Consider the following 19,416-nt stretch of genomic DNA (forward strand, 5'->3'; position numbering starts at 1 on the left):
TCCATTGGAATTCGCACTGAAATGACAGTGCGTTTTTTAAACGGTCAATCACATGAGTTAGCACAATGCTATTCTTAGGAGGTGAGGACAATGGCACAACGCATTCCTCAGGAAGTCATTGAGGAAGTTCGTCACCGAACGAATATAGTAGATATTATTGGGCAGTATGTCCAGTTAAAAAAATCCGGTAAAAATTATATGGGTTTATGTCCGTTTCACGAAGAACGTTCCCCTTCATTTTCAGTAGCAGAAGACAAACAAATTTTTCACTGTTTTGGCTGCGGGAAAGGTGGAACTGTTTTTAATTTCTTGCAAGAAATTGAAGGCATTAGTTTTCCAGAATCCGTGAAACGTGTTGCAGATTTGGAACATTTATCTGTGGACTTTGATTGGTCAGAGCCGCGTGAAGTAGCGGATACCCCAGAAAACCAACAAAGACGGAGTTTGTTACAACTGCATAGTAAAGCCGCAGAACTTTACCATCATATTTTAGTGAATACTAAAATTGGCGAACCCGCATTAAACTATTTATTAGAGCGGGGGTTAACACAAGAACTAATTGAGACCTTTCAAATTGGATTTGCGCCGCAAAAACGTGATTTCTTAAGTCAAGTTTTTAAAAACGAACAACTGGATGAAACGCTTTTTGAGCCTTCTGGGCTGTTTGTCCAAAGAGATAACGGTACGTTTTTGGATCGTTTCTATCAACGAATCATGTTTCCAATTAATGATCCCCAAGGCAATGTCATCGCCTTTTCTGGTCGCTTGTTAAAAACAGCTGATTTTCCAGGGGATGAGATGCCTAAATACTTGAATAGTCCTGAAACAACACTTTTTAATAAGCGAGAAACGCTGTTTAACTTTGATAAAGCCAGAAAAGAAATTCGTAAAGAAAATACGGTCTTGCTTTTTGAAGGATTCATGGATGTTATCGCTGCTTGGCAATCAGGCGTAAAAAGTGGCGTGGCTTCAATGGGGACTAGTTTGACCAATGAACAAATTCGGCGTTTGGAACGGGTCGCTAAGGAAGTAGTTATTTGTTACGATGGCGATAATGCCGGTGTTCAAGCCACAAACCGTGCGATTCAATTATTGCAAGAAAACAGTCATTTTGACTTGAGTATTGTCAGCATCCCTGAAAAGCTGGATCCTGATGAATATGTGCGGAAATATGGCGCAGAAGCTTTTCAAAATTTGGCCAATCATGGCCGAGAAACAGTTTTTAGTTTTAAAATGAATTATCATCGGTTAACTAGAAACATGAATAACGAAAAAGAACAATTGGATTATGTGAACGAATTGTTACGGGAGTTAACCAATGTTCAATCTCCCTTGGAACGTGATCGTTATTTAAACCAAATTGCTCAGGAATTTCAACTTTCTGTTCATAGTTTAGAAGAACAATTCAATCAATTGAAGCAAGAGCAACGTTCAGTCCAACGGCAAGAAAGGCAACAATTTTATCAAGATGAAATGATGCCACCACCAATGGAAGAACCTGTTTTTGAAGAGAATCACGTCCAGAACAAGTTACCGTTAACCCAAGTTCAAAAAGCAGAACGTTCTTTATTATTTCGTTTAATGAATGAACAAGGAGTACGGCAAACCATTCAACAATTGCCAGATTTTTCGTTCGCTCATGATGAATACCAAGAATTATATTTCTTGCTAGAAAGTTATGCGACACTGCATCAAAGTTTCGACATTGCCGATTTTATTAATTTCTTGCAAGATAATCAAACCAAACAATTAGCAATTGAAATTGCGTATCAGAATTTATCGGAAGAAAGCTCTGAGCGAGAAGTTGCCGATTTATTACATGTAATTGCCTTATCAAGTATTGCAGAGGCAATTGAGCAGAAAAAGATTCAACAGCAAGAAGCAAAACGAGTGGGCAACCAACAGCTTGAAGCCGAATTAACAATGGAGATTATCCAATTGGCTCGACAGCTTAAAGCTCAACGAACATTTACTTAAGCAATATAATGAATAGAACTAAGCGTTTTGTTCATTTTATTTTGATAAGTCCCAGTGATTTATCAGTTATTTCAAGCGTGAACCGAAAAATGAAGGGGGCCTTCTTTCATGGAAAAAGAAACAAGTAAAAAATATGAAGCTGCAGTGGCAGCATTTATCAAAGAAAACAAGCCTAAAGGAACAGTGGTTTATGATGATTTAGCGAATCAATTAGCCACACCGTATACTTTGGATGCAGAAGCTATGGAAAAATTGATCCAAAAAGTTGAAGATGCTGGTATCAGCGTGGTCGATGAAAATGGAGACCCAAGTGAACATAGCTTGAAAAAAGATGAAAAAGAAGCGGAAAAGGCCCAAGCAGAAGACTTATCTGCGCCAACAGGTGTTAAAATTAATGATCCCGTGCGTATGTACCTAAAAGAAATTGGGCGCGTTCAATTGTTAACTGCCGCAGAAGAAGTTGAATTGGCACTTAAAATTGAAGAAGGCGATCAAGAAGCAAAACAACGTTTAGCAGAAGCCAACTTACGTTTGGTTGTTTCAATTGCCAAACGATATGTAGGTCGTGGTATGCAATTCTTGGATTTAATTCAAGAAGGTAATATGGGCTTAATGAAAGCTGTTGAAAAATTTGACTACCGTAAAGGGTTCAAATTCTCTACGTATGCTACTTGGTGGATTCGTCAAGCGATTACGCGGGCAATTGCGGACCAAGCTAGAACGATTCGAATTCCTGTTCACATGGTTGAAACAATCAATAAATTGATTCGGATTCAACGCCAACTATTGCAAGATTTAGGTAGAGAACCAACGCCAGAAGAAATTGGTGCGGAAATGGATTTACCAACAGAAAAAGTTCGTGAAATCCTAAAAATCGCACAAGAGCCAGTCTCTTTAGAAACACCAATTGGTGAAGAAGATGATTCACATTTAGGTGATTTCATTGAAGACCAAGATGCTACAAGTCCTGCTGAACATGCAGCTTACGAATTGTTAAAAGAACAACTAGAAGATGTTCTGGATACTTTAACAGACCGTGAAGAAAATGTTTTACGTTTACGTTTTGGTTTAGATGATGGTCGGACACGTACGCTAGAAGAAGTCGGAAAAGTTTTCGGTGTCACTCGCGAACGTATTCGTCAAATTGAAGCAAAAGCGTTAAGAAAACTAAGACATCCTTCTCGTTCAAAACAATTAAAAGACTTTTTAGAATAAACATACCGTTTAGCGGCTCTTTTCGTGCATGCGAGAAGAGCCGCTTTTGATTTTTAAAAAGTCTCTAAATGTCATTGCTAGTTATTGGAAGAAGGCGCAAGTTGTGGTAAATTAGAAGTAATGGAATATTAGCAGAATGTGAGGCGGAAGAATGACAAAGAAATGTCCGAAGTGCGGGAACGAATTCGATGCAGAATTAACGACCTGCCCAACATGTGGCTATTCACTAACTGACACAACAGTTGATAAAAAAGAAGCGGAAACGACTTCAACAAATATAGATTTTAAAACACAGGAAAATGAACAACATGAAGATCAATTAAATGAGAATATTGAATGGTCTGAGTTAAAAGATATGAGCTTAGGCCATGTGATGGAACTGTTTGGCGAATCACCTGAAGAAGAAAGTAATGATGACAAAAAAGAAGAGTCGATAGAAGATAACTTAATAGTCTCTGATTCAGAGGATGTTTCTGATTCAGAAGCAGTGCTTCAAGAAGGGGCTAGTGAGGAGACTCATGATTCGGTGGAGGAAACGATACCAGCGACAGAAGCGATGCCTACTCATTCAACAGAAGAAAAATTAGCAACGGACGAAGCAGTTAATTTAGAAGAAACAACAGAAGAAACAACGGAAGAAACAACTACTGTTGAAGCAGAAACAGCTGAGGTATCTGAGACGGTGAAGTCAGAAGAGGAAGCTTTAACAGAGATTTCAGGAACTGAAGTTATCTCTACCACTTCTGAAGAAGAAATTTTTTCACAACCACCGATAGAAGATCAAGATGTCACACCAAACGAAACTTTGCAAGCTTATATTCAAGCGCATCGAGCAGATACAGAAATGTCTGAAAATCCATCAGAAGAAACAGCAGAGACTCAAGAGTTAGAAAACAGCGGTGAGGCAGTATTAACCCAAGCCGAAACACCAACTGAATCCATTTCAGATTCTGAAGAAGGGTTAACAAGTGCAGCGTCGCTAGAAGCACCGAGTGAAGCTGACGCAACCGAGGAAAAAGTTTCAAATTCAGGTGTGATACCACCGATGAATGAAACCGGGAATGCTCAACCAGCGCCTGCTCCGAAGAAACCATCAAAAAAAGTGGCTTTCGTTGCGCTTGCGGTTGTTTTATTAGCTGGAGGTAGTGCTTGGGCGTATCATGATCAAACGCAAAAAGCTGCCGCGCAAGAGGCGGCGGCACTAACCAAGAAAACAGATACGCTGAAAGATGAACTAGCAGCCTTTTATACCACGAAGGAGCAAGTTTTTATTAAACCCGATATGGTGACTGTTAGTCCAGAAAAACTCTCAAAACAAGTCGCGGAAATTAAAGATTCAGAAGAGTATTCTCAATTAAATAAACAAATTCAAACATTGAAAGAGAAGCAACAAACCATTCAACAAATCAACCAATTATTTGAGGCGCCGATTGTCAATGGCAATGAGTTGAAACCGGCGATTTTAGCGGCTGATCAACCAATTTCCGTAAAGAAATTAACAGGAAATGATCCATTTGACCAATTGATGAACCAAGCAATCGATCAAGCGAACCAACAATACAACCAATTACAAAAAGCTAAAAAAGCGGTTGAGGTCATTTATAAAGATGGAAAAACTACCAATCAGCTGAATCGAGACACGTATCAAGCTGCTAAGGCAGAAGTAGATAAAGTAACAAGTGATAAGCTGAAAAAAGAACTGGTCAAACAAGTCACGACAGCTGACCAAGCGTTAACCAAGGTTGAAGAAGAACAGAAAAGAATTGCAGAAGAACAAGCTGCCGCAGAGCAAGCAAAACAAGCAGAAGAACAAGCGAAACAAGCTGCTGCCGCGAAAAAAGAGAACGCTAAGAAGGAAGAAACAGCAAAAACAGAAGCGAATGGCTACACGGCGCCGGACAGTGACGGGGTTTACACTAGTCCGCTTTATGCGCCAGATGCTGCCGATATCGCTGATAGTAGCAATCCAGCGTGGACATGGGCACCAGGTGTGAAAGAAAAAGTCTTAGACACAGTGATTGCTCGTGGCTATGTGGTTCCTGGTGGATATTCTTTAGAACCTGCCAAAATTGTGAATGGCGAAGGTTACTACAATCTTTATGCAACAAACAATCAATCAAAATTATTAGAAGGCACTACAGAGAAAAATGTTCACATGTATTTAGTTACAATCAATGCTAAAACAGGTTGGTTCAAAGGGAACGCTTCTCGTAATGCAGGGCAATAAAAGAAAATAGAAACAATCGAACAAAAGCGGAAATCTTTTGTTCGATTGATTTTCCTTGAGGAGTTAATGATAAATGAGAGAATTACTAGCAACAACATTTACCGGCATTGTGGTCGATGAAAATGAACAATTTTATTTTGTTCAAAAAAATGGCATCACATTCCGTTTAAAAAAAGAAGAAGGTACGCATGCTATAGGGGAGGCTGTAGAAGGGTTTGGTTATTTAAATCAAAAACAAGAACCAGCACTGACAACTACAATTCCTACTGTGCGCATTGGTAGCTATGGCTTTGGTACTGTCACAGGAACGAGACGTGATTTAGGTGTCTTTGTGGATGTTGGCTTACCAGATAAAGATGTCGTTATTTCGTTGGATGAATTACCAACCATGCGGGAACTTTGGCCTAAAAAAGAAGACCGAGTAATGGTTACTTTAAAAGTGGACAGTAAAGACCGCATTTGGGGCGAATTAGCAGATGAAAAAGTCTTTAAAGCCATGGCAAAACGCGGGAATGCTGAAATGCAAAACCAAAACTTAACTGGGCATGTGTATCGTCTGAAACTTGCAGGAACGTATATTTTAACTGATGATTTATACATTGGATTTATCCATCCTTCTGAACGATTCCAGGAACCACGTTTAGGTGAAAAAGTAGTGGGACGTGTGATTGGCGTGCGGCCGGACGGCGTATTGAATCTTTCATTAAAACCAAGAAGTCATGAAGTAATCAGCGATGATGCGTTAATGATTCTAACTTTCTTAGAAAGAGCAAACGATCATCAAATTCCTTTCACTGATAAATCAAGTCCTGATGAAATTAAACAAACCTTTGGCATTAGTAAAGCTCAATTTAAACGCGCCTTAGGCCATTTAATGAAACAAAAATTAATTAAACAAGAAGATGGTAAAACAATTCTAATTGGCTCGTTGGAACAATCAAAAGAAAAAAATTAAGGTAGCTAATTGAGAATATCTTGCAAATTACAGTTGTTTCTTTTATAATTATTTTAATTTGATTGATAAATTAAGTTTCTTAATTTGTAATCATTCTAAACAAGGAGCTGTAATAATGGATTCGACTGCTGCTTTAAAAAAGACAAAAAAACAATTACATGAATCAGGCTTTAAATTAACACCACAACGGGAAGCAACCGTACTTGTATTATTGGAAAATGAAAAAGATCATTTATCAGCAGAAGAAATTTACTTCTTGGTAAAACAAAAAAGTCCGGAAATTGGTCTAGCAACAGTCTATCGAACGCTAGAAATTTTAACAGACTTAAAAGTCGTTGATAAAGTGAGCTTTAACGATGGTTTAGCTCGCTATGATTTAAGAAAAGAAGGCGCCAAACACTTTCACCACCATTTGTTATGCTTAGAATGTGGCACAATTGAGGAAGTGGAAGAAGACTTGCTTGGTGAAGTAGAGCAAATTGTTGAAAGTCGGTATCATTTTTTAGTCAAAGATCATCGCTTAACTTTTCATGGTATTTGTCAAAGTTGTCAAAGTAAACATTAAAAAAACTGCCTTGCATTAATTTATGCAAGGCAGTTTTTTATTCATTGGAATTATAAATTAGCGAATTTTTCCAATAAGCGAATCATTTGGCAAGTAAAACCATATTCATTGTCATACCAAGCCACAGTTTTCACTAATTGGAAATCGCCAGCTGTCGTTACTTCTGTTTGCGTTGGGTCAAAAATCGAACCTTCTGTCGTGCCGATTATGTCTCCAGAAACAATTTCACGATCATCATAACCGAAAGAAGGGTTATCAATGGTGTGTTTTTTCATTGCTTCATTTACTTGATCAGCTGTTACTTTTGTTTTTAAAATGCTAACTAATTCTGTTAAGGATCCATCCACAACGGGAACACGTTGGGCATGGCCTTGTAATTTTCCATTAAGTTCTGGAATAACTAAGCCAATTGCTTTAGCAGCACCAGTTGAATGGGGAATAGTATTGTCTGCAGCAGAGCGTGCCGCACGAAGATTTCCGCCACGAACAGGGCCATCTAATAGCATTTGTGTTGATGTGTAGGCATGAACAGTTGTCATGGTACCAACTTCAATACCAAATTCATTATTTAAAAAGTAAGCCATCGGTGCTAGACAGTTTGTCGTACATGAGCCGGCAGAAATGATTTTATCGTTGGCATCAAGTGTATCATCATTGACGTTATAAACGATTGTTTTCATTGCGCCTGCAGGAGCAGAGATAACCACACGTTTCACACCTGCATCTAAATGAGCTTGTGCTTTTTCTTCAGAGGTATAAAAACCTGTACATTCAAGGACAATGTCTACTCCGTTTTCTTTAACCCAAGGGATTTTACTTGCATCTGGTTCTGCGTAGACACGGGTTTCTTCGCCGTCAACCACAATGCCATTTTCAGTGGCTGTCACGGTGCCAGGATAGGTGCCATGCGTAGAGTCAAATTGTAATAAGTGAGCCAACATTGTTGGGCTAGTCAAATCATTGATAGCCACAACTTCAATATCATCAGAAACTTCTTTTATTCGGCGAAAGGCTAAACGACCAATTCTTCCAAAACCGTTAATTCCTACTTTGACTGTCATAACAAAAATTCCTCCTTTAGATGTTTGTGTTTCTTTGGACCCTTGCTGAAAAAGTGATTTTCTTCAACTATCTATAGTATGAACCTCTAAAATTTTTTTGTCAAAAGACTGATAGCGAAGCGACAAAAAGAAAGCGAAAGATTCATGAGAAATTTTGCTTTTTCCAACGATAACTAACTAGAATTGCTAGACAAACGGTTGTTTTCCCGATACAATAATAAAGACTTTCGAATCACGCTTTTTGAGGTGATTAAAGATAGTAGAAGTAGAATAGGAGGACAAATTATATGTCCATGTTTTTAGATCAAGTGACGATTGATGTCAAAGCTGGTAAAGGCGGCGACGGAATGGTTGCTTTCCGTAGAGAAAAATATGTACCAGACGGGGGTCCCGCTGGTGGTGATGGCGGTCGCGGTGGCGACGTTGTTTTAGTTGTTGAAGAAGGATTACGCACATTAATGGATTTCCGGTTTAATCGTCATTTTAAGGCGACACCTGGAGAAAATGGTATGAGTAAAGGAATGCACGGTCGTGGTTCAGAAGATTTACTTGTCAAAGTTCCACCAGGTACAACAGTTCGTGATGCAGAAACTGGAGCCTTAATTGGGGATTTAATTGAGAATGGTCAGACCTTAGTAGTAGCAAAAGGCGGACGCGGTGGTCGCGGGAATATTCGCTTTGCTTCCCCAAGAAATCCTGCACCAGAAATTGCCGAAAACGGCGAACCGGGTCAAGAACGTAAAATCGAATTAGAATTAAAAGTTTTAGCAGATGTTGGCTTAGTTGGGTTTCCTTCTGTAGGGAAATCAACGTTACTCTCTGTTATCTCGTCCGCTCGTCCGAAAATTGGTGCCTATCATTTTACGACGTTAGTTCCAAACTTAGGGATGGTGACTACTAGTGATGGTCGAAGCTTTGCTGCAGCAGATTTGCCAGGCTTAATTGAAGGAGCTTCTCAAGGTGTCGGCTTAGGAACACAGTTCTTACGCCACATTGAACGGACGCGTGTTATTTTACATGTCATTGATATGAGTGGCATGGAAGGACGCGATCCTTACGAAGATTATTTGGCAATCAATAAAGAATTGGCTTCACACAATTTACGCTTGATGGAACGACCTCAAATTATTGTTGCCAATAAAATGGACATGCCTGAAGCAGAAGAGAATTTAGCGAAATTTAAAGAGCAACTTGCGAAGGAACGCACCGATGAGTATGCCGATGAGCTACCTATTTTCCCAATCTCTGGGGTTACTCGTAAAGGTATTGAACCTTTATTAAATGCAACAGCTGACTTGTTGGAAGTAACGCCTGAATTCCCATTATATGAAGATGAAGTGGTAGAGGAAGAAACCGTTCGTTATGGCTTCCAACCAGAAGGTCCAGAATTTACGATTGATCGTGAACCAGATGCTTCATGGGTTTTATCTGGTGAAAAATTAGAAAAATTATTTGAAATGACGAATTTCGATCATGATGAAACAGTAATGCGTTTTGCACGTCAATTACGTGGTATGGGTGTCGATGAGGCATTACGAGCACGTGGCGCGAAAGATGGCGACATTGTTCGGATTGGTAATTTTGAATTTGAATTTGTCGAATAAGCATAAAACCAGTTCACTCAGTGAACTGGTTTTTTATTTTAAAATTAGTATTAAATCACTGAATAGATTGAAATAATATTTTTAATAGCTTATAATTTTAAATGTAACAAAATAACAAACGAAAGGAGCGAAATTGAAATGGAAAACAATCAAGCAATGGTTCCTAAGTTTTCAGTTAAAAGTGCCGGTTTTCTTTTTAGTATGGGGCTCTTATGTGGTGTCCTGTTGCCGAGTGTTTTATTATGGACTTTCAATCTGCCGTTTAATATTGGTGCCATGATTTTTTTGCCTGTTGGGATTGCTTTTGCGTTAGCGTATAGTCATTATTTTATTGAAACGAAAACAGGTTTTTGTAAGCGTTTTATTTGGTTGTTTTTAATTTCTCTTATTTTATTAGAGCTTATCTCTTATTTATGGCTGATTAAAGGAGTTATTTTTTAAGAGAAAAACAGAGGAGAGTGTTATTTATGTTAGATAAACTGACTGTTTGGATTGAAAATCATCTAGCTGGACCAATGGCTAAAATTGCCAATCAGCGCCATTTACGTGCGGTGCGGGATGGGATTATTGCGACATTACCTTTAATTATTGTCGGTTCTTTTTTTCTAATTATTGCGTTTCCGCCGTTACCAGAATCTTGGGGCATTACTCAATTTTTAACAAGTAATGCTGCTACAATCTTATTGCCTTACCGAATGACAATGTACATTATGGCGTTATATGCGACTTTTGGCATTGGCGCTAGTTTAGCGAAATCATATAATCTTGATCAAGTCTCTGGAGGGATTTTGGCTACGATTGCTTTTTTATTAACATTAGTACCTGTAGCGATTCCTGAAGAAGCCAGTAAAGCAGCTGGCGTTTCGGGGTTTGTTTTACCAATGGCTAATTTGGGTGGTGCAGGGATGTTTGTCGGGATTGTGACGTCAATTATTGCTGTCGAAATCTATCGAGTGACAGATAAGTCTAAGTTCAAAATTACAATGCCTGATAACGTTCCACCTGCTGTTGCTCGTTCATTTGAATCATTGACTCCGACGTTAATTGTCATGTTATTGATTGGTTCAATTACTTATTATTTAGGCTTTGATTGGCACACATTTGTAGGGAACTTAGTAGGACCACTAGTTCAAGCAGCAGACTCTTTATTGAGTGTCTTGCTGTTAGTCTTTTTAACAACATTTTTCTGGTTCTTTGGGATTCACGGCGCTTCAATCGTAGGATCGTTGGCGCGTCCTCTATGGCTACAACTATTAGAGGAAAACACGACTGCTAAAGCAGCTGGCGAAGCATTACCTCGGATTGCGGCAGAACCTTTTTACCAATGGTTCATTTGGATTGGTGGTGCCGGAGCCACAATTGGTTTAGCCATATTATTAGCCTTTCGGGCAAAATCAGAATATGGTTCAAAACTAGGAAAAGCTATTTTAGCACCGTCTATTTTTAATATTAATGAGCCAGTTATTTTCGGTGTACCGATTGTCTTAAATCCTATTTTAATGATTCCTTTTATCTTTGCACCAATGGTTTTAGCAACGATTGCTTGGTTTGCCACAAAATTAGGTTTAGTAAGTGAAGTTGTCTTTACCGCTCCTTGGACCTTACCAGGACCAATTGGCGCCTTTATGGCGACAGGCGGCGATTGGCGTGCTGCTGTTTTGAATATTGTTTTAATTCTAGTGGCCATCTTGATTTACTATCCGTTCTTTGTAGCTTATGATAAAAATGAGCTTGCCAAAGAACAAGGCAAACAAATAGAAGAATAAAGAGTGTAGCCGTTTAGTGTCCAGAACAAAAGGTGATGACCTTTTGTTCTGGACCTATTTGTTTATAGGCGATGAAAATTCTCAATTTTTTTGAAATGTATAGAAAATTTTGAGAAAAGAAACGCATAAAAAAGTGTAAAATATTATATATATAATGAAAATGGTTTTCTTTTGTGTGAACATAATAAAGTTATTGTTAACTAAAAGAGAAAAGGGGTATGAAAATGGTTAGAACGAAGGTATATACAAAGGAAAAAATCTTAAACGTAGCTGAAAAAATTTTAGTAGATAAAGGTTTTTCTAATTTAACTGCTAGAAATATTGCAGATACTATGGGGATTTCTACGCAGCCAATTTATTTAGAATTTGTCAACATGGACGATTTAAAACGAACCTTAATTAAATCGTTATTTCATCGTATGCAATTATTTTATAAAGCAGATGTCGGTGCCTCAGACCCAGTGATTGCATTGGGTCTGAACTTTATATTATTTGCCCAAAAACATCAAAAAATCTATACGGCGTTATTTATGAAAGCACATGGTTATGAAGAAGAATTGCAGCAAATGCTTCAAACTTTTTTTGAAGAGCGTTTATTATTGGATAAAAAATATGTACAAATGGACAAAGGAAAATTTGTCGAATTATTTCCTAAAATGGTGGTAATCTATTTAGGTTTAGCCACAGCGGTTACAATGAAAACAATTGACTTAACTAAGAATCAAGAAATTCAATTATTAAGTCAATTATTGATAGAAGAGTAGTGTTTTGTTATTTATTCAAAATAACAAAAATACGACATAAGTCTGAGAAAAAACTGGTCGTTGCGCCCGAGGAAGGATTGTTTAAAACTTGCTATACTTTGGAAGAAGTAACAGAGAATAATTACTCGGGAGGATTTATGTGATGAAATTTATTAAATTTTTAGTGGTGACAGCAATTGTTATTGGTGGTGGTTTATTCGGGGCCAAGTTTTACGCAGAGAAGAACTCTGGCGAATTAGCTGGTGTGTTAGATCAATTAAATCCATTGGTTAAAGAAGGAAATGTGTATGTTAAAACAAAGAAAGCCGATAGCGTTAATGGCTATGGAATTGCTAGTTATACGCAAGTAGCCGCAGATGAGGAAGGCAAAACGCGAGAAATAACTTTCACAGCGGACCATGAATTAAAAACAGATCATTATCTAAAAGTCTCAAATAAAGGGGCCCACATCAATACGTATGAAGAGGTCAATCAAGACCAAGTACCAGAAAAGGCATTACAAGCGATTCAAAAATAACAAAAAGTCAGAACGTATCTTCAGCGTACGTTCTGACTTTTTGTTATTTTTTTGCTTCTTGAAGAATATTGATTTTTTCAATTTTAACATCAGTTTTTGGTTTATCGTTGGCACCAACTTCGACTTTGGCAATTTTATCGACAATATCCATTCCTTTGGTTACTTGACCGAAAACAGTATGTTTTTTATCAAGAGAAGGATAGCCGCCTTTTTTGTAAGCATCAATGATTGCTTTTGGATAATCATCATATAAAAGACCATCAGATTGATCATCTGTATTTTGGACAATAAAGAACTGACTGCCGTTAGTATTAGGTCCTGCATTCGCCATTGATAACGCGCCACGAATGTTATATAACTGGTTTGAAAATTCATCTTCAAATGGTTTATTCCAGATGCTGTTTCCGCCAGTTCCGTCACCGCTAGGATCGCCACCTTGGATCATAAAGTTATTGATGACACGGTGGAAAGTCAAGCCATCATAATAGCCATCTTTAGCATGTTTCATAAAGTTCTCGACAGTTTTTGGAGCCTGTTTAGGAAATAGTTTGATTTCAATATTTCCCATTGAAGTAACCATTTGGACTAAGTCTTGATCTTCGGCAACTTTGTCATCTAGTTGTGGTAAATCTAGTGAATTTAAGTCGACCGAATCCTTTGTTTTACTTTCACTGGATTTAGCGACAGAATCACTCGTTGCGGTCGTGCCTTTATTATTGGTTGTGTTACAGCCTGCTAAAAGCAAGGTGAATGCTGCAACTGAAGCAACAGCAAGCATTTTCTTATGTTTCATCTGTTTTCCTCTTCCTTTCACACTGACAATTAGGTTCTTTTTTATCATAACAAAAGAGAAGATAACAAACCAGTGGAATTTTTATAAGATTTCCTATAGGAAAGGTGTAGACCACTTTTGTTTTTTTTGTTACAATGTAAGCAGATACATTATTATGTTTTACAATTTAGGAGGCAATCACATGGGAAAATTAGGTATTTCAATTTATCCAGAACGTTCAACATTTGAAAAGGACAAAGCATATTTGGATTTGGCTCATAAATACGGCTTTAAGCGTGTCTTTACTAGTTTATTGCAAATCAATGATGATCGGGAAAAGGTATTAGCAGAGTTTAAAAAAGTCGTAGATTACGCCAACCAATTAGGTATGGAAGTGATGGTCGATATTAATCCTGCATTGTTCGAACAATTAGGCATCTCTTATGATGATTTATCATTTTTCCATGATATGGGCGCTTACGGTATTCGTTTAGATCTTGGCTTTACTGGGCAAGAAGAGGCGAATATGACAAGAAACCCTTATGGCATTAAAATTGAAATTAATATGAGTTCAGGGACAAGTTATGTAGATAATATTATGGCCTACTCACCAAACACAGAAAATTTACTAGGCTCACATAATTTCTATCCACATCGTTATACAGGCTTAGGCTATGAGCATTTTGTTTATTGTTCAGAAAAATTTAGAAAATATAATTTAAATACGATGGCGTTTGTGAACTCACACGATGCTACATTTGGACCATGGCCGACACAAGATGGATTATGTTCTTTGGAAGACCACCGCGATTTAGAAATTGCAACGCAAGTTAAGCATTTAGTTTTAACAGGATTAATCGATGATATTTCTGTCGGAAATGCTTATGCCTCAGAAGCAGAATTAGCAGCAATGGCAGAAGCCTTTCATGCACCGTATCCTTCGATCAAAGTGGATACAGAACCAGAAATCACAGAAGATGAAAGAATTGCATTGTTCGATAACTTACACAGTTATCGTGGAGATCGTTCTGATTACGTTTTGCGTTCAACAATGACACGTGTTTACTATAAAAATCGTCCTTTCCCAGCTCATACAACGAGAGATATTGTTCGAGGCGATGTCTTGATTGACAACGTTGGCTATGGACAATACAAAGGGGAAACACAAATTGCTTTAAAAGAAATGAAAAATGATGGCCGTGTAAATGTGGTTGGTCGTATTTCTGATGACGAACGTTTCTTATTAGAATTTTTGAAACCATGGTCAAGTTTTAAACTTATTGAAAATAAATAATTTTTAGTTTCCTATAAATAGATAAGTGGAGCATAGCGTAAAAGGTAATATTTTTGTGCTATGCTTTTTTGTCGCAACAAAATTGTCCCATTGTAGTGGTAAAGAAAGATGGTTGAATCTTTGAATGGTGGTTGTCAAAAAAAGGGCGACAACTTATAATGAATCATACAATTTAAATAAAAGGAGTACGTAGATGAATCGATGGTTAAAAATTTTGATTGCGCTTATTGTAGTAATTGCAATTGGTTTAATTGCGGCAGGCTTATATTTTTATAATTATGCAGTAGTTCCAGGAAAGAAAGACTTTATAAATGAGAATACCCCAGGGTCAAAAGTGGTCCAGACACCTGAAGGCGCGTGGTTTAAAGATGACAAAAATCGACAAGAATGGTCAATTACTTCGGAAGATGGGCTACGTCTAAAGGCTATTTATTTACCAGCCGACAAAAAAAGTAATCGTACCGTTATTATGGCGCATGGTTATATGGGTTCGGCAGAAACGATGTCTGTCTTTGCGAAAATGTATCATGATTGGGGCTACAATGTGTTAGCGCCAGATGCGCGTGGTCACGGGAAAAGTCAAGGAGATTATATTGGGTTCGGCTGGCCCGATCGTAAAGATTATGTCCAATGGATTGAGAAAGTTTTAACCGAAAATGGTCAGCAAGAACAAATCACTTTATACGGTGTCAGTATGGGTGCTGCTACAGTCATGATGACGAGCGGGGAAAAATTACCAGATAACGTGAAAGCCATTGTGGAAGATTGTGGCTATTCTACAGTCAATCAGGAGTTGCAATATCAATTGAAAGAGCTTTTCAATTTACCAAGTTTCCCATTAGTTAATGTTACTAGCGGGATTACGAAACTTAGAGCTGGCTATTTCTTTGGGGAAGCAAGCGCTGTTAAGCAATTGCAAAAGAATCATTTACCAATGCTCTTTATTCATGGTGAAAATGATACGTTTGTGCCGTTTAGTATGTTAGACGAAGTTTATAATGCAACCCAAGGACCTAAAGAGAAATATGTCGTGCCTGGAGCAGAGCATGCGAAAGCTTATAATAAAAACCCAGAAAAATATAAGGAAACAGTAGCTGCTTTTCTAGATAAATATATAAAATAACAAATTTATTCTTTACTAATAGTAGCAAAAACAAAAGACTTGTTCTTAAGTTAACGACTTAGTGAACAAGTCTTTTGCTGTCAGTTGATTTTTTTTAATAAGTTGGAATTTACCCATGCAATCTAGGGCATAATCTGATAGGATAGTACTAGAAATGAGGGAAGGATAATGGAAGAACAATTAGTCGATTATTTACACTATTTACAAATAGAGCGGGGCTTATCAAATAACACACGACGGAGTTACGAACGAGATTTAAAAAAATACGTAGCCTTTTTACAAGAACAAGGCCTGCATTCTTGGGACGAAGTTGACCGTTACATGATTACAGAATTTTTGCAATCCCTTCACGAAGAACAGCAAGCTTCAGCAAGTGTGATTCGGATGATTTCTAGTTTGAGAGGATTTCATCAATTTTTACGTCAAGAACGCTTAAGCGAACATAATCCGATGCAACATATTGACTCCCCCAAGAAAGTTCAAAAATTGCCAAGTACATTATCTGTTGACGAAGTGACTCGATTAATTGAAACGCCTGATACAAGTAAACCACTAGGTATGCGGAATCGTGCTATTTTAGAAGTGATGTATGCAACGGGCCTGCGAGTTAGTGAGCTAATTGAAATAAAATTAGGGGATCTGCATTTATCCATTGGTTTATTGCAAACAATCGGAAAAGGGGACAAAGAACGAATTATTCCTTTAGGCGATTATGCGATTCAATGGATTGAGCGCTATATGAACGAAGCCAGACCTCAATTGATTAAAAACCATCCGAATGAAACACACCTGTTCGTTAACCATCATGGCGAACCGTTATCTAGACAGGGCATTTGGAAAAATTTAAAACAGATTGTTCGAGAAGCCCAGATAGAGAAAAATATTACCCCGCATACATTACGGCATAGCTTTGCGACACATTTGTTGGAAAATGGCGCAGACCTTAGAATCGTGCAAGAATTATTAGGACATGCAGATATCTCCACGACACAAATTTATACACATATTACCAAACAACGAATGGCAGATGTTTATAAGGAACATTTTCCTCGGGCTTAATTTGCGAGAATGCCCACAAACGAATAAATTTATGGTAAACTAGGAAGTCGAGAAAAGAAAGTAGGTGTCGTTTTTGCAAGAAATTAATTTAAAACTAGATGTCTTTGAAGGACCACTGGATCTTCTACTACATTTAATTCAAAAATTAGAAATCGATATCTATGACATTCCCATTACAGCAGTAACTGAACAATACATGTCTTATATTCATGCGATGCAAACCTTAGAGTTAGAAGTCGCTGGAGAATATCTAGTCATGGCTGCCACCTTAATGGCTATTAAAAGTCAGATGTTGCTTCCAAAACAAGAGCTTGAAATCATTGATGATGAAGATTTTTTTGAAGAGGAAGACCCACGGGAAGCTTTAGTAGCTCAGTTATTGGAGTATCGGAAATTTAAATATGCAGCGACTGTTTTACATGAAAAAGAAGAAGAACGTAAACTCTATTATACAAAAGAACCAATGGATATGGATGATTATAAAGAGGAAGATACAACACTACCGCCTAATCAAATTAATACAATTGATTTATTTCTAGCCTTTCATGCCATGTTAGAAAAGAAAAAAAATCGCCAGCCTGTTGAAACAACTGTTGCCAGTGACGATGTTTCCATCGAAGAAAAAATCACCGTTATTTCAGAGCGTATGCGTCAAGTACAGAAAGGGAAGGCAGTGTCGTTTGATTCTTTCTTCGATTCTTATTCCAAACAAGAAATTGTGACAACGTTCATGGCTCTTTTAGAATTAATGAAAACGGGCGCGATTTATGCTGAACAAGAAAATAATTATAGTGAAATTTTGTTATTTAATACAGAAACCCAGCAGGAAGATACAACAGAGGTGGAGGAAACACAGTGACATTAGTTAGTCAAATTGAAGCAATTTTATTTGTGGTTGGCGAAGAAGGAATTGGCTTGGAAGAGCTTGCGTACTTATTAGAGAAGTCAACAGCAAAAACCTATGAAGAATTAACGAAATTGAAAGAACATTATGCTTCTGACAATAAATCGGCATTGAATATTTTAGAAGTCGGCAATCATTTTGTCTTAACAACGAAGAAAAAATATGCCTCATTACTAAAAAAATATGCGCAATCGCCTATGTCGAACGCTTTATCACAAGCGGCGCTAGAAACATTATCCATTATTGCTTATAAGCAACCAATTTCGCGTATTGAAATTGATGAAATTCGTGGCGTACAGACTTCTGGCTCTATCCAAAAGTTAGTTGCCCGTCAGTTGATAGAAGAAAAAGGCCGCGTCGATGGTCCTGGTAGAGCAATTTTGTATGGCACAACGAAGTATTTTATGGATTACTTTGGGTTGAAAAGTTTAGATGAATTACCAGATATCCAACAAATGGAAGATGAATTAGAAGAAGAACTACCAATGGATCTATTTTTTGATCGTTATCAAGAAACGAACCCAATGTCTGAAACAACAGAAGGCGAGGAAGCTTAAACAATGGAAAGATTACAAAAAGCAATTGCTCATGCTGGGGTGACTTCGCGTCGCAAAGCAGAAGAATTAATTGTCAAAGGTCGCGTAAAAGTCAATGGCCAAGTGGTCAAAGAATTAGGAACACAAGTAAGTAAACAAGATACCGTTGAAGTTGATGGTGTACCAATTTATCAAGAAGAATATGGTTATTATTTATTCTATAAACCAAGAGGGGTTATTTCTGCGGTGTCTGACGATAAAGGCCGTAAAGTAGTAACGGATTATTTTACAGATGTTACTGAGCGAATTTATCCAGTCGGCCGTCTGGATTATGATACTTCTGGGTTGTTACTTTTAACGAATGATGGAAGTTTTTCACAAAAATTAACCCATCCTAAACATGAAGTAGATAAAGTCTACGTAGCAAAAATTAAAGGTGTACCAACTAAACGGGATCTATTGCCATTAGCCAAAGGCATTCGCATTGATGGCAAACGCACAGCACCAGCCAATTTTCAAATTCTTTCAGCGGACATTAAAACAGGTAGCAGTGTCGTGGAATTAACGATTCATGAAGGACGTAATCATCAAGTGAAGAAAATGTTTCAAGCTGTTGGTTTCCCAGTTCAAAAATTAAAACGTGAACGTTACGGTGAGTTGACCTTACAAGGATTGCGACCAGGGCAATATCGTGATTTAACTAAAAAAGAAATCAGTCAATTATTAAATCAAGCCAAATAAGATAAAATGACTCGATCTCTTCGCGCTTATGGCGGAGGGATTGTTTTTTTTTGAGAAACGAAACAATCAATGAAATTTAATAAAAAGCTTAGTTAGTTGCATTCATTGTTCAAATCGGTTACACTAAGTAAGTAAAAAAATATAATACAAGGTTCGTCTTCAGGGGCAGGGTGTAATTCCCGACCGGTGGTTATAGTCCACGACTCGTTTTTAACGATTGAATTGGTGTAATTCCAATACCGACAGTATAGTCTGGATAAAGAAGATAGGGCTTATTTGAGACGCTTTTTCATCAGATAATCCTACTCTATTTTTCCCTGCAGAAAAATAGGGTTT

The 19,416-nt window shown here is 37.6% G+C and carries 18 protein-coding genes and 1 riboswitch; of the genes, 16 read left to right on the forward strand and 2 right to left on the reverse strand.

All coding sequences use genetic code 11. From position 1 onward, the window contains the following. Positions 1 to 90: 90 nt before the first annotated feature. The 5 genes from dnaG to IGL93_RS05985 all read left to right on the forward strand — a co-directional run bounded on the left by dnaG (position 91) and on the right by IGL93_RS05985 (position 6,939). The gene (dnaG, locus tag IGL93_RS05965; protein WP_002363929.1) at positions 91 to 1,977 is read left to right on the forward strand and encodes a DNA primase; all 1,887 of its coding nucleotides are present in this window, start codon (positions 91 to 93) and stop codon (positions 1,975 to 1,977) included. 108 nt (positions 1,978 to 2,085) lie between these two features. Next, positions 2,086 to 3,192, forward strand: a complete 1,107-nt coding sequence (gene rpoD, locus IGL93_RS05970; protein WP_002360364.1) for an RNA polymerase sigma factor RpoD — start codon at positions 2,086 to 2,088, stop codon at positions 3,190 to 3,192. 151 nt (positions 3,193 to 3,343) lie between these two features. Beyond that, positions 3,344 to 5,419: a cell division site-positioning protein MapZ family protein gene (locus IGL93_RS05975; RefSeq protein WP_024041748.1), complete on the forward strand. Its 2,076-nt coding sequence runs from the start codon at positions 3,344 to 3,346 to the stop codon at positions 5,417 to 5,419. Between the two features lie 73 nt (positions 5,420 to 5,492). Beyond that, entirely contained in the window at positions 5,493 to 6,374 is an 882-nt protein-coding gene (locus tag IGL93_RS05980; RefSeq protein WP_002361792.1) for a CvfB family protein, read from the forward strand. Positions 6,375 to 6,489: 115 nt separating this feature from the next. Beyond that, positions 6,490 to 6,939 (forward strand): Fur family transcriptional regulator, encoded by a 450-nt coding sequence (locus IGL93_RS05985; RefSeq protein ID WP_002357640.1) that lies wholly within the window; start codon positions 6,490 to 6,492, stop codon positions 6,937 to 6,939. Positions 6,940 to 6,989: 50 nt separating this feature from the next. On the opposite strand, the gene gap is transcribed toward IGL93_RS05985, so the two are convergent. Beyond that, on the reverse strand, positions 6,990 to 8,000 hold the full coding sequence (gene gap / locus IGL93_RS05990) for a type I glyceraldehyde-3-phosphate dehydrogenase (RefSeq protein WP_002357638.1): 1,011 nt from the start codon (positions 7,998 to 8,000) through the stop codon (positions 6,990 to 6,992). 287 nt (positions 8,001 to 8,287) lie between these two features. On the opposite strand from gap, the gene obgE reads away from it, so the two are divergent. From obgE to IGL93_RS06015, 5 genes are all read left to right on the forward strand, one after another. Then, positions 8,288 to 9,604 (forward strand): GTPase ObgE, encoded by a 1,317-nt coding sequence (gene obgE / locus IGL93_RS05995; RefSeq protein ID WP_002384537.1) that lies wholly within the window; start codon positions 8,288 to 8,290, stop codon positions 9,602 to 9,604. Between the two features lie 138 nt (positions 9,605 to 9,742). Further along, positions 9,743 to 10,045, forward strand: coding sequence for a hypothetical protein (locus IGL93_RS06000; RefSeq protein ID WP_002357636.1), 303 nt, complete (start codon positions 9,743 to 9,745; stop codon positions 10,043 to 10,045). A 26-nt stretch (positions 10,046 to 10,071) separates the two neighbouring features. Then, complete coding sequence (locus IGL93_RS06005; protein ID WP_002363934.1) at positions 10,072 to 11,370, forward strand: PTS sugar transporter subunit IIC; 1,299 nt, start codon at positions 10,072 to 10,074, stop codon at positions 11,368 to 11,370. 218 nt (positions 11,371 to 11,588) lie between these two features. Continuing rightward, complete coding sequence (locus IGL93_RS06010; protein ID WP_002360361.1) at positions 11,589 to 12,134, forward strand: TetR/AcrR family transcriptional regulator; 546 nt, start codon at positions 11,589 to 11,591, stop codon at positions 12,132 to 12,134. Between the two features lie 142 nt (positions 12,135 to 12,276). After that, positions 12,277 to 12,651, forward strand: a complete 375-nt coding sequence (locus IGL93_RS06015) for a YxeA family protein (RefSeq protein ID WP_002357632.1) — start codon at positions 12,277 to 12,279, stop codon at positions 12,649 to 12,651. 43 nt (positions 12,652 to 12,694) lie between these two features. On the opposite strand, the gene IGL93_RS06020 is transcribed toward IGL93_RS06015, so the two are convergent. Continuing rightward, the gene (locus tag IGL93_RS06020) at positions 12,695 to 13,444 is read right to left on the reverse strand and encodes a peptidylprolyl isomerase (RefSeq protein ID WP_002374887.1); all 750 of its coding nucleotides are present in this window, start codon (positions 13,442 to 13,444) and stop codon (positions 12,695 to 12,697) included. Positions 13,445 to 13,625: 181 nt separating this feature from the next. On the opposite strand from IGL93_RS06020, the gene IGL93_RS06025 reads away from it, so the two are divergent. From IGL93_RS06025 to IGL93_RS06050, 6 genes are all read left to right on the forward strand, one after another. Further along, a complete protein-coding gene (locus IGL93_RS06025) occupies positions 13,626 to 14,717 on the forward strand; it encodes a DUF871 domain-containing protein (protein ID WP_010775834.1) in 1,092 nt (363 codons plus the stop codon). Between the two features lie 193 nt (positions 14,718 to 14,910). Then, a complete protein-coding gene (locus tag IGL93_RS06030) occupies positions 14,911 to 15,840 on the forward strand; it encodes an alpha/beta hydrolase (RefSeq protein WP_002357629.1) in 930 nt (309 codons plus the stop codon). A gap of 168 nt (positions 15,841 to 16,008) precedes the next feature. Further along, positions 16,009 to 16,899 (forward strand): site-specific tyrosine recombinase XerD, encoded by an 891-nt coding sequence (xerD, locus tag IGL93_RS06035; protein WP_002360354.1) that lies wholly within the window; start codon positions 16,009 to 16,011, stop codon positions 16,897 to 16,899. Between the two features lie 64 nt (positions 16,900 to 16,963). Further along, positions 16,964 to 17,758 (forward strand): segregation/condensation protein A, encoded by a 795-nt coding sequence (locus tag IGL93_RS06040; protein WP_024041750.1) that lies wholly within the window; start codon positions 16,964 to 16,966, stop codon positions 17,756 to 17,758. After that, on the forward strand, positions 17,755 to 18,360 hold the full coding sequence (gene scpB / locus IGL93_RS06045; RefSeq protein ID WP_002357625.1) for an SMC-Scp complex subunit ScpB: 606 nt from the start codon (positions 17,755 to 17,757) through the stop codon (positions 18,358 to 18,360). Before IGL93_RS06040 ends, scpB begins: the two co-directional genes overlap by 4 nt. Before the next feature lie 3 nt (positions 18,361 to 18,363). Beyond that, positions 18,364 to 19,080, forward strand: a complete 717-nt coding sequence (locus IGL93_RS06050) for a pseudouridine synthase (RefSeq protein WP_002357624.1) — start codon at positions 18,364 to 18,366, stop codon at positions 19,078 to 19,080. Positions 19,081 to 19,231: 151 nt separating this feature from the next. Next, positions 19,232 to 19,351: riboswitch (FMN riboswitch) on the forward strand. Positions 19,352 to 19,416 lie beyond the last annotated feature (65 nt).

Source organism: Enterococcus sp. DIV1328a, from assembly GCF_050536905.1.
GTDB classification, from domain to species: domain Bacteria; phylum Bacillota; class Bacilli; order Lactobacillales; family Enterococcaceae; genus Enterococcus; species Enterococcus faecalis.

What these genes read in the sequence shown, in the direction of transcription:
- dnaG (WP_002363929.1), top strand. Translation starts at nt 91, where the DNA reads ATGGCACAACGCATTCCTCAGGAAGTCATTGAGGAAGTTCGTCACCGA.
- rpoD (WP_002360364.1), top strand. Translation starts at nt 2,086, where the DNA reads ATGGAAAAAGAAACAAGTAAAAAATATGAAGCTGCAGTGGCAGCATTT.
- IGL93_RS05975 (WP_024041748.1), top strand. Translation starts at nt 3,344, where the DNA reads ATGACAAAGAAATGTCCGAAGTGCGGGAACGAATTCGATGCAGAATTA.
- IGL93_RS05980 (WP_002361792.1), top strand. Translation starts at nt 5,493, where the DNA reads ATGAGAGAATTACTAGCAACAACATTTACCGGCATTGTGGTCGATGAA.
- IGL93_RS05985 (WP_002357640.1), top strand. Translation starts at nt 6,490, where the DNA reads ATGGATTCGACTGCTGCTTTAAAAAAGACAAAAAAACAATTACATGAA.
- gap (WP_002357638.1), bottom strand. Translation starts at nt 8,000, where the DNA reads ATGACAGTCAAAGTAGGAATTAACGGTTTTGGAAGAATTGGTCGTTTA.
- obgE (WP_002384537.1), top strand. Translation starts at nt 8,288, where the DNA reads ATGTCCATGTTTTTAGATCAAGTGACGATTGATGTCAAAGCTGGTAAA.
- IGL93_RS06000 (WP_002357636.1), top strand. Translation starts at nt 9,743, where the DNA reads ATGGAAAACAATCAAGCAATGGTTCCTAAGTTTTCAGTTAAAAGTGCC.
- IGL93_RS06005 (WP_002363934.1), top strand. Translation starts at nt 10,072, where the DNA reads ATGTTAGATAAACTGACTGTTTGGATTGAAAATCATCTAGCTGGACCA.
- IGL93_RS06010 (WP_002360361.1), top strand. Translation starts at nt 11,589, where the DNA reads ATGAAAATGGTTAGAACGAAGGTATATACAAAGGAAAAAATCTTAAAC.
- IGL93_RS06015 (WP_002357632.1), top strand. Translation starts at nt 12,277, where the DNA reads ATGAAATTTATTAAATTTTTAGTGGTGACAGCAATTGTTATTGGTGGT.
- IGL93_RS06020 (WP_002374887.1), bottom strand. Translation starts at nt 13,444, where the DNA reads ATGAAACATAAGAAAATGCTTGCTGTTGCTTCAGTTGCAGCATTCACC.
- IGL93_RS06025 (WP_010775834.1), top strand. Translation starts at nt 13,626, where the DNA reads ATGGGAAAATTAGGTATTTCAATTTATCCAGAACGTTCAACATTTGAA.
- IGL93_RS06030 (WP_002357629.1), top strand. Translation starts at nt 14,911, where the DNA reads ATGAATCGATGGTTAAAAATTTTGATTGCGCTTATTGTAGTAATTGCA.
- xerD (WP_002360354.1), top strand. Translation starts at nt 16,009, where the DNA reads ATGGAAGAACAATTAGTCGATTATTTACACTATTTACAAATAGAGCGG.
- IGL93_RS06050 (WP_002357624.1), top strand. Translation starts at nt 18,364, where the DNA reads ATGGAAAGATTACAAAAAGCAATTGCTCATGCTGGGGTGACTTCGCGT.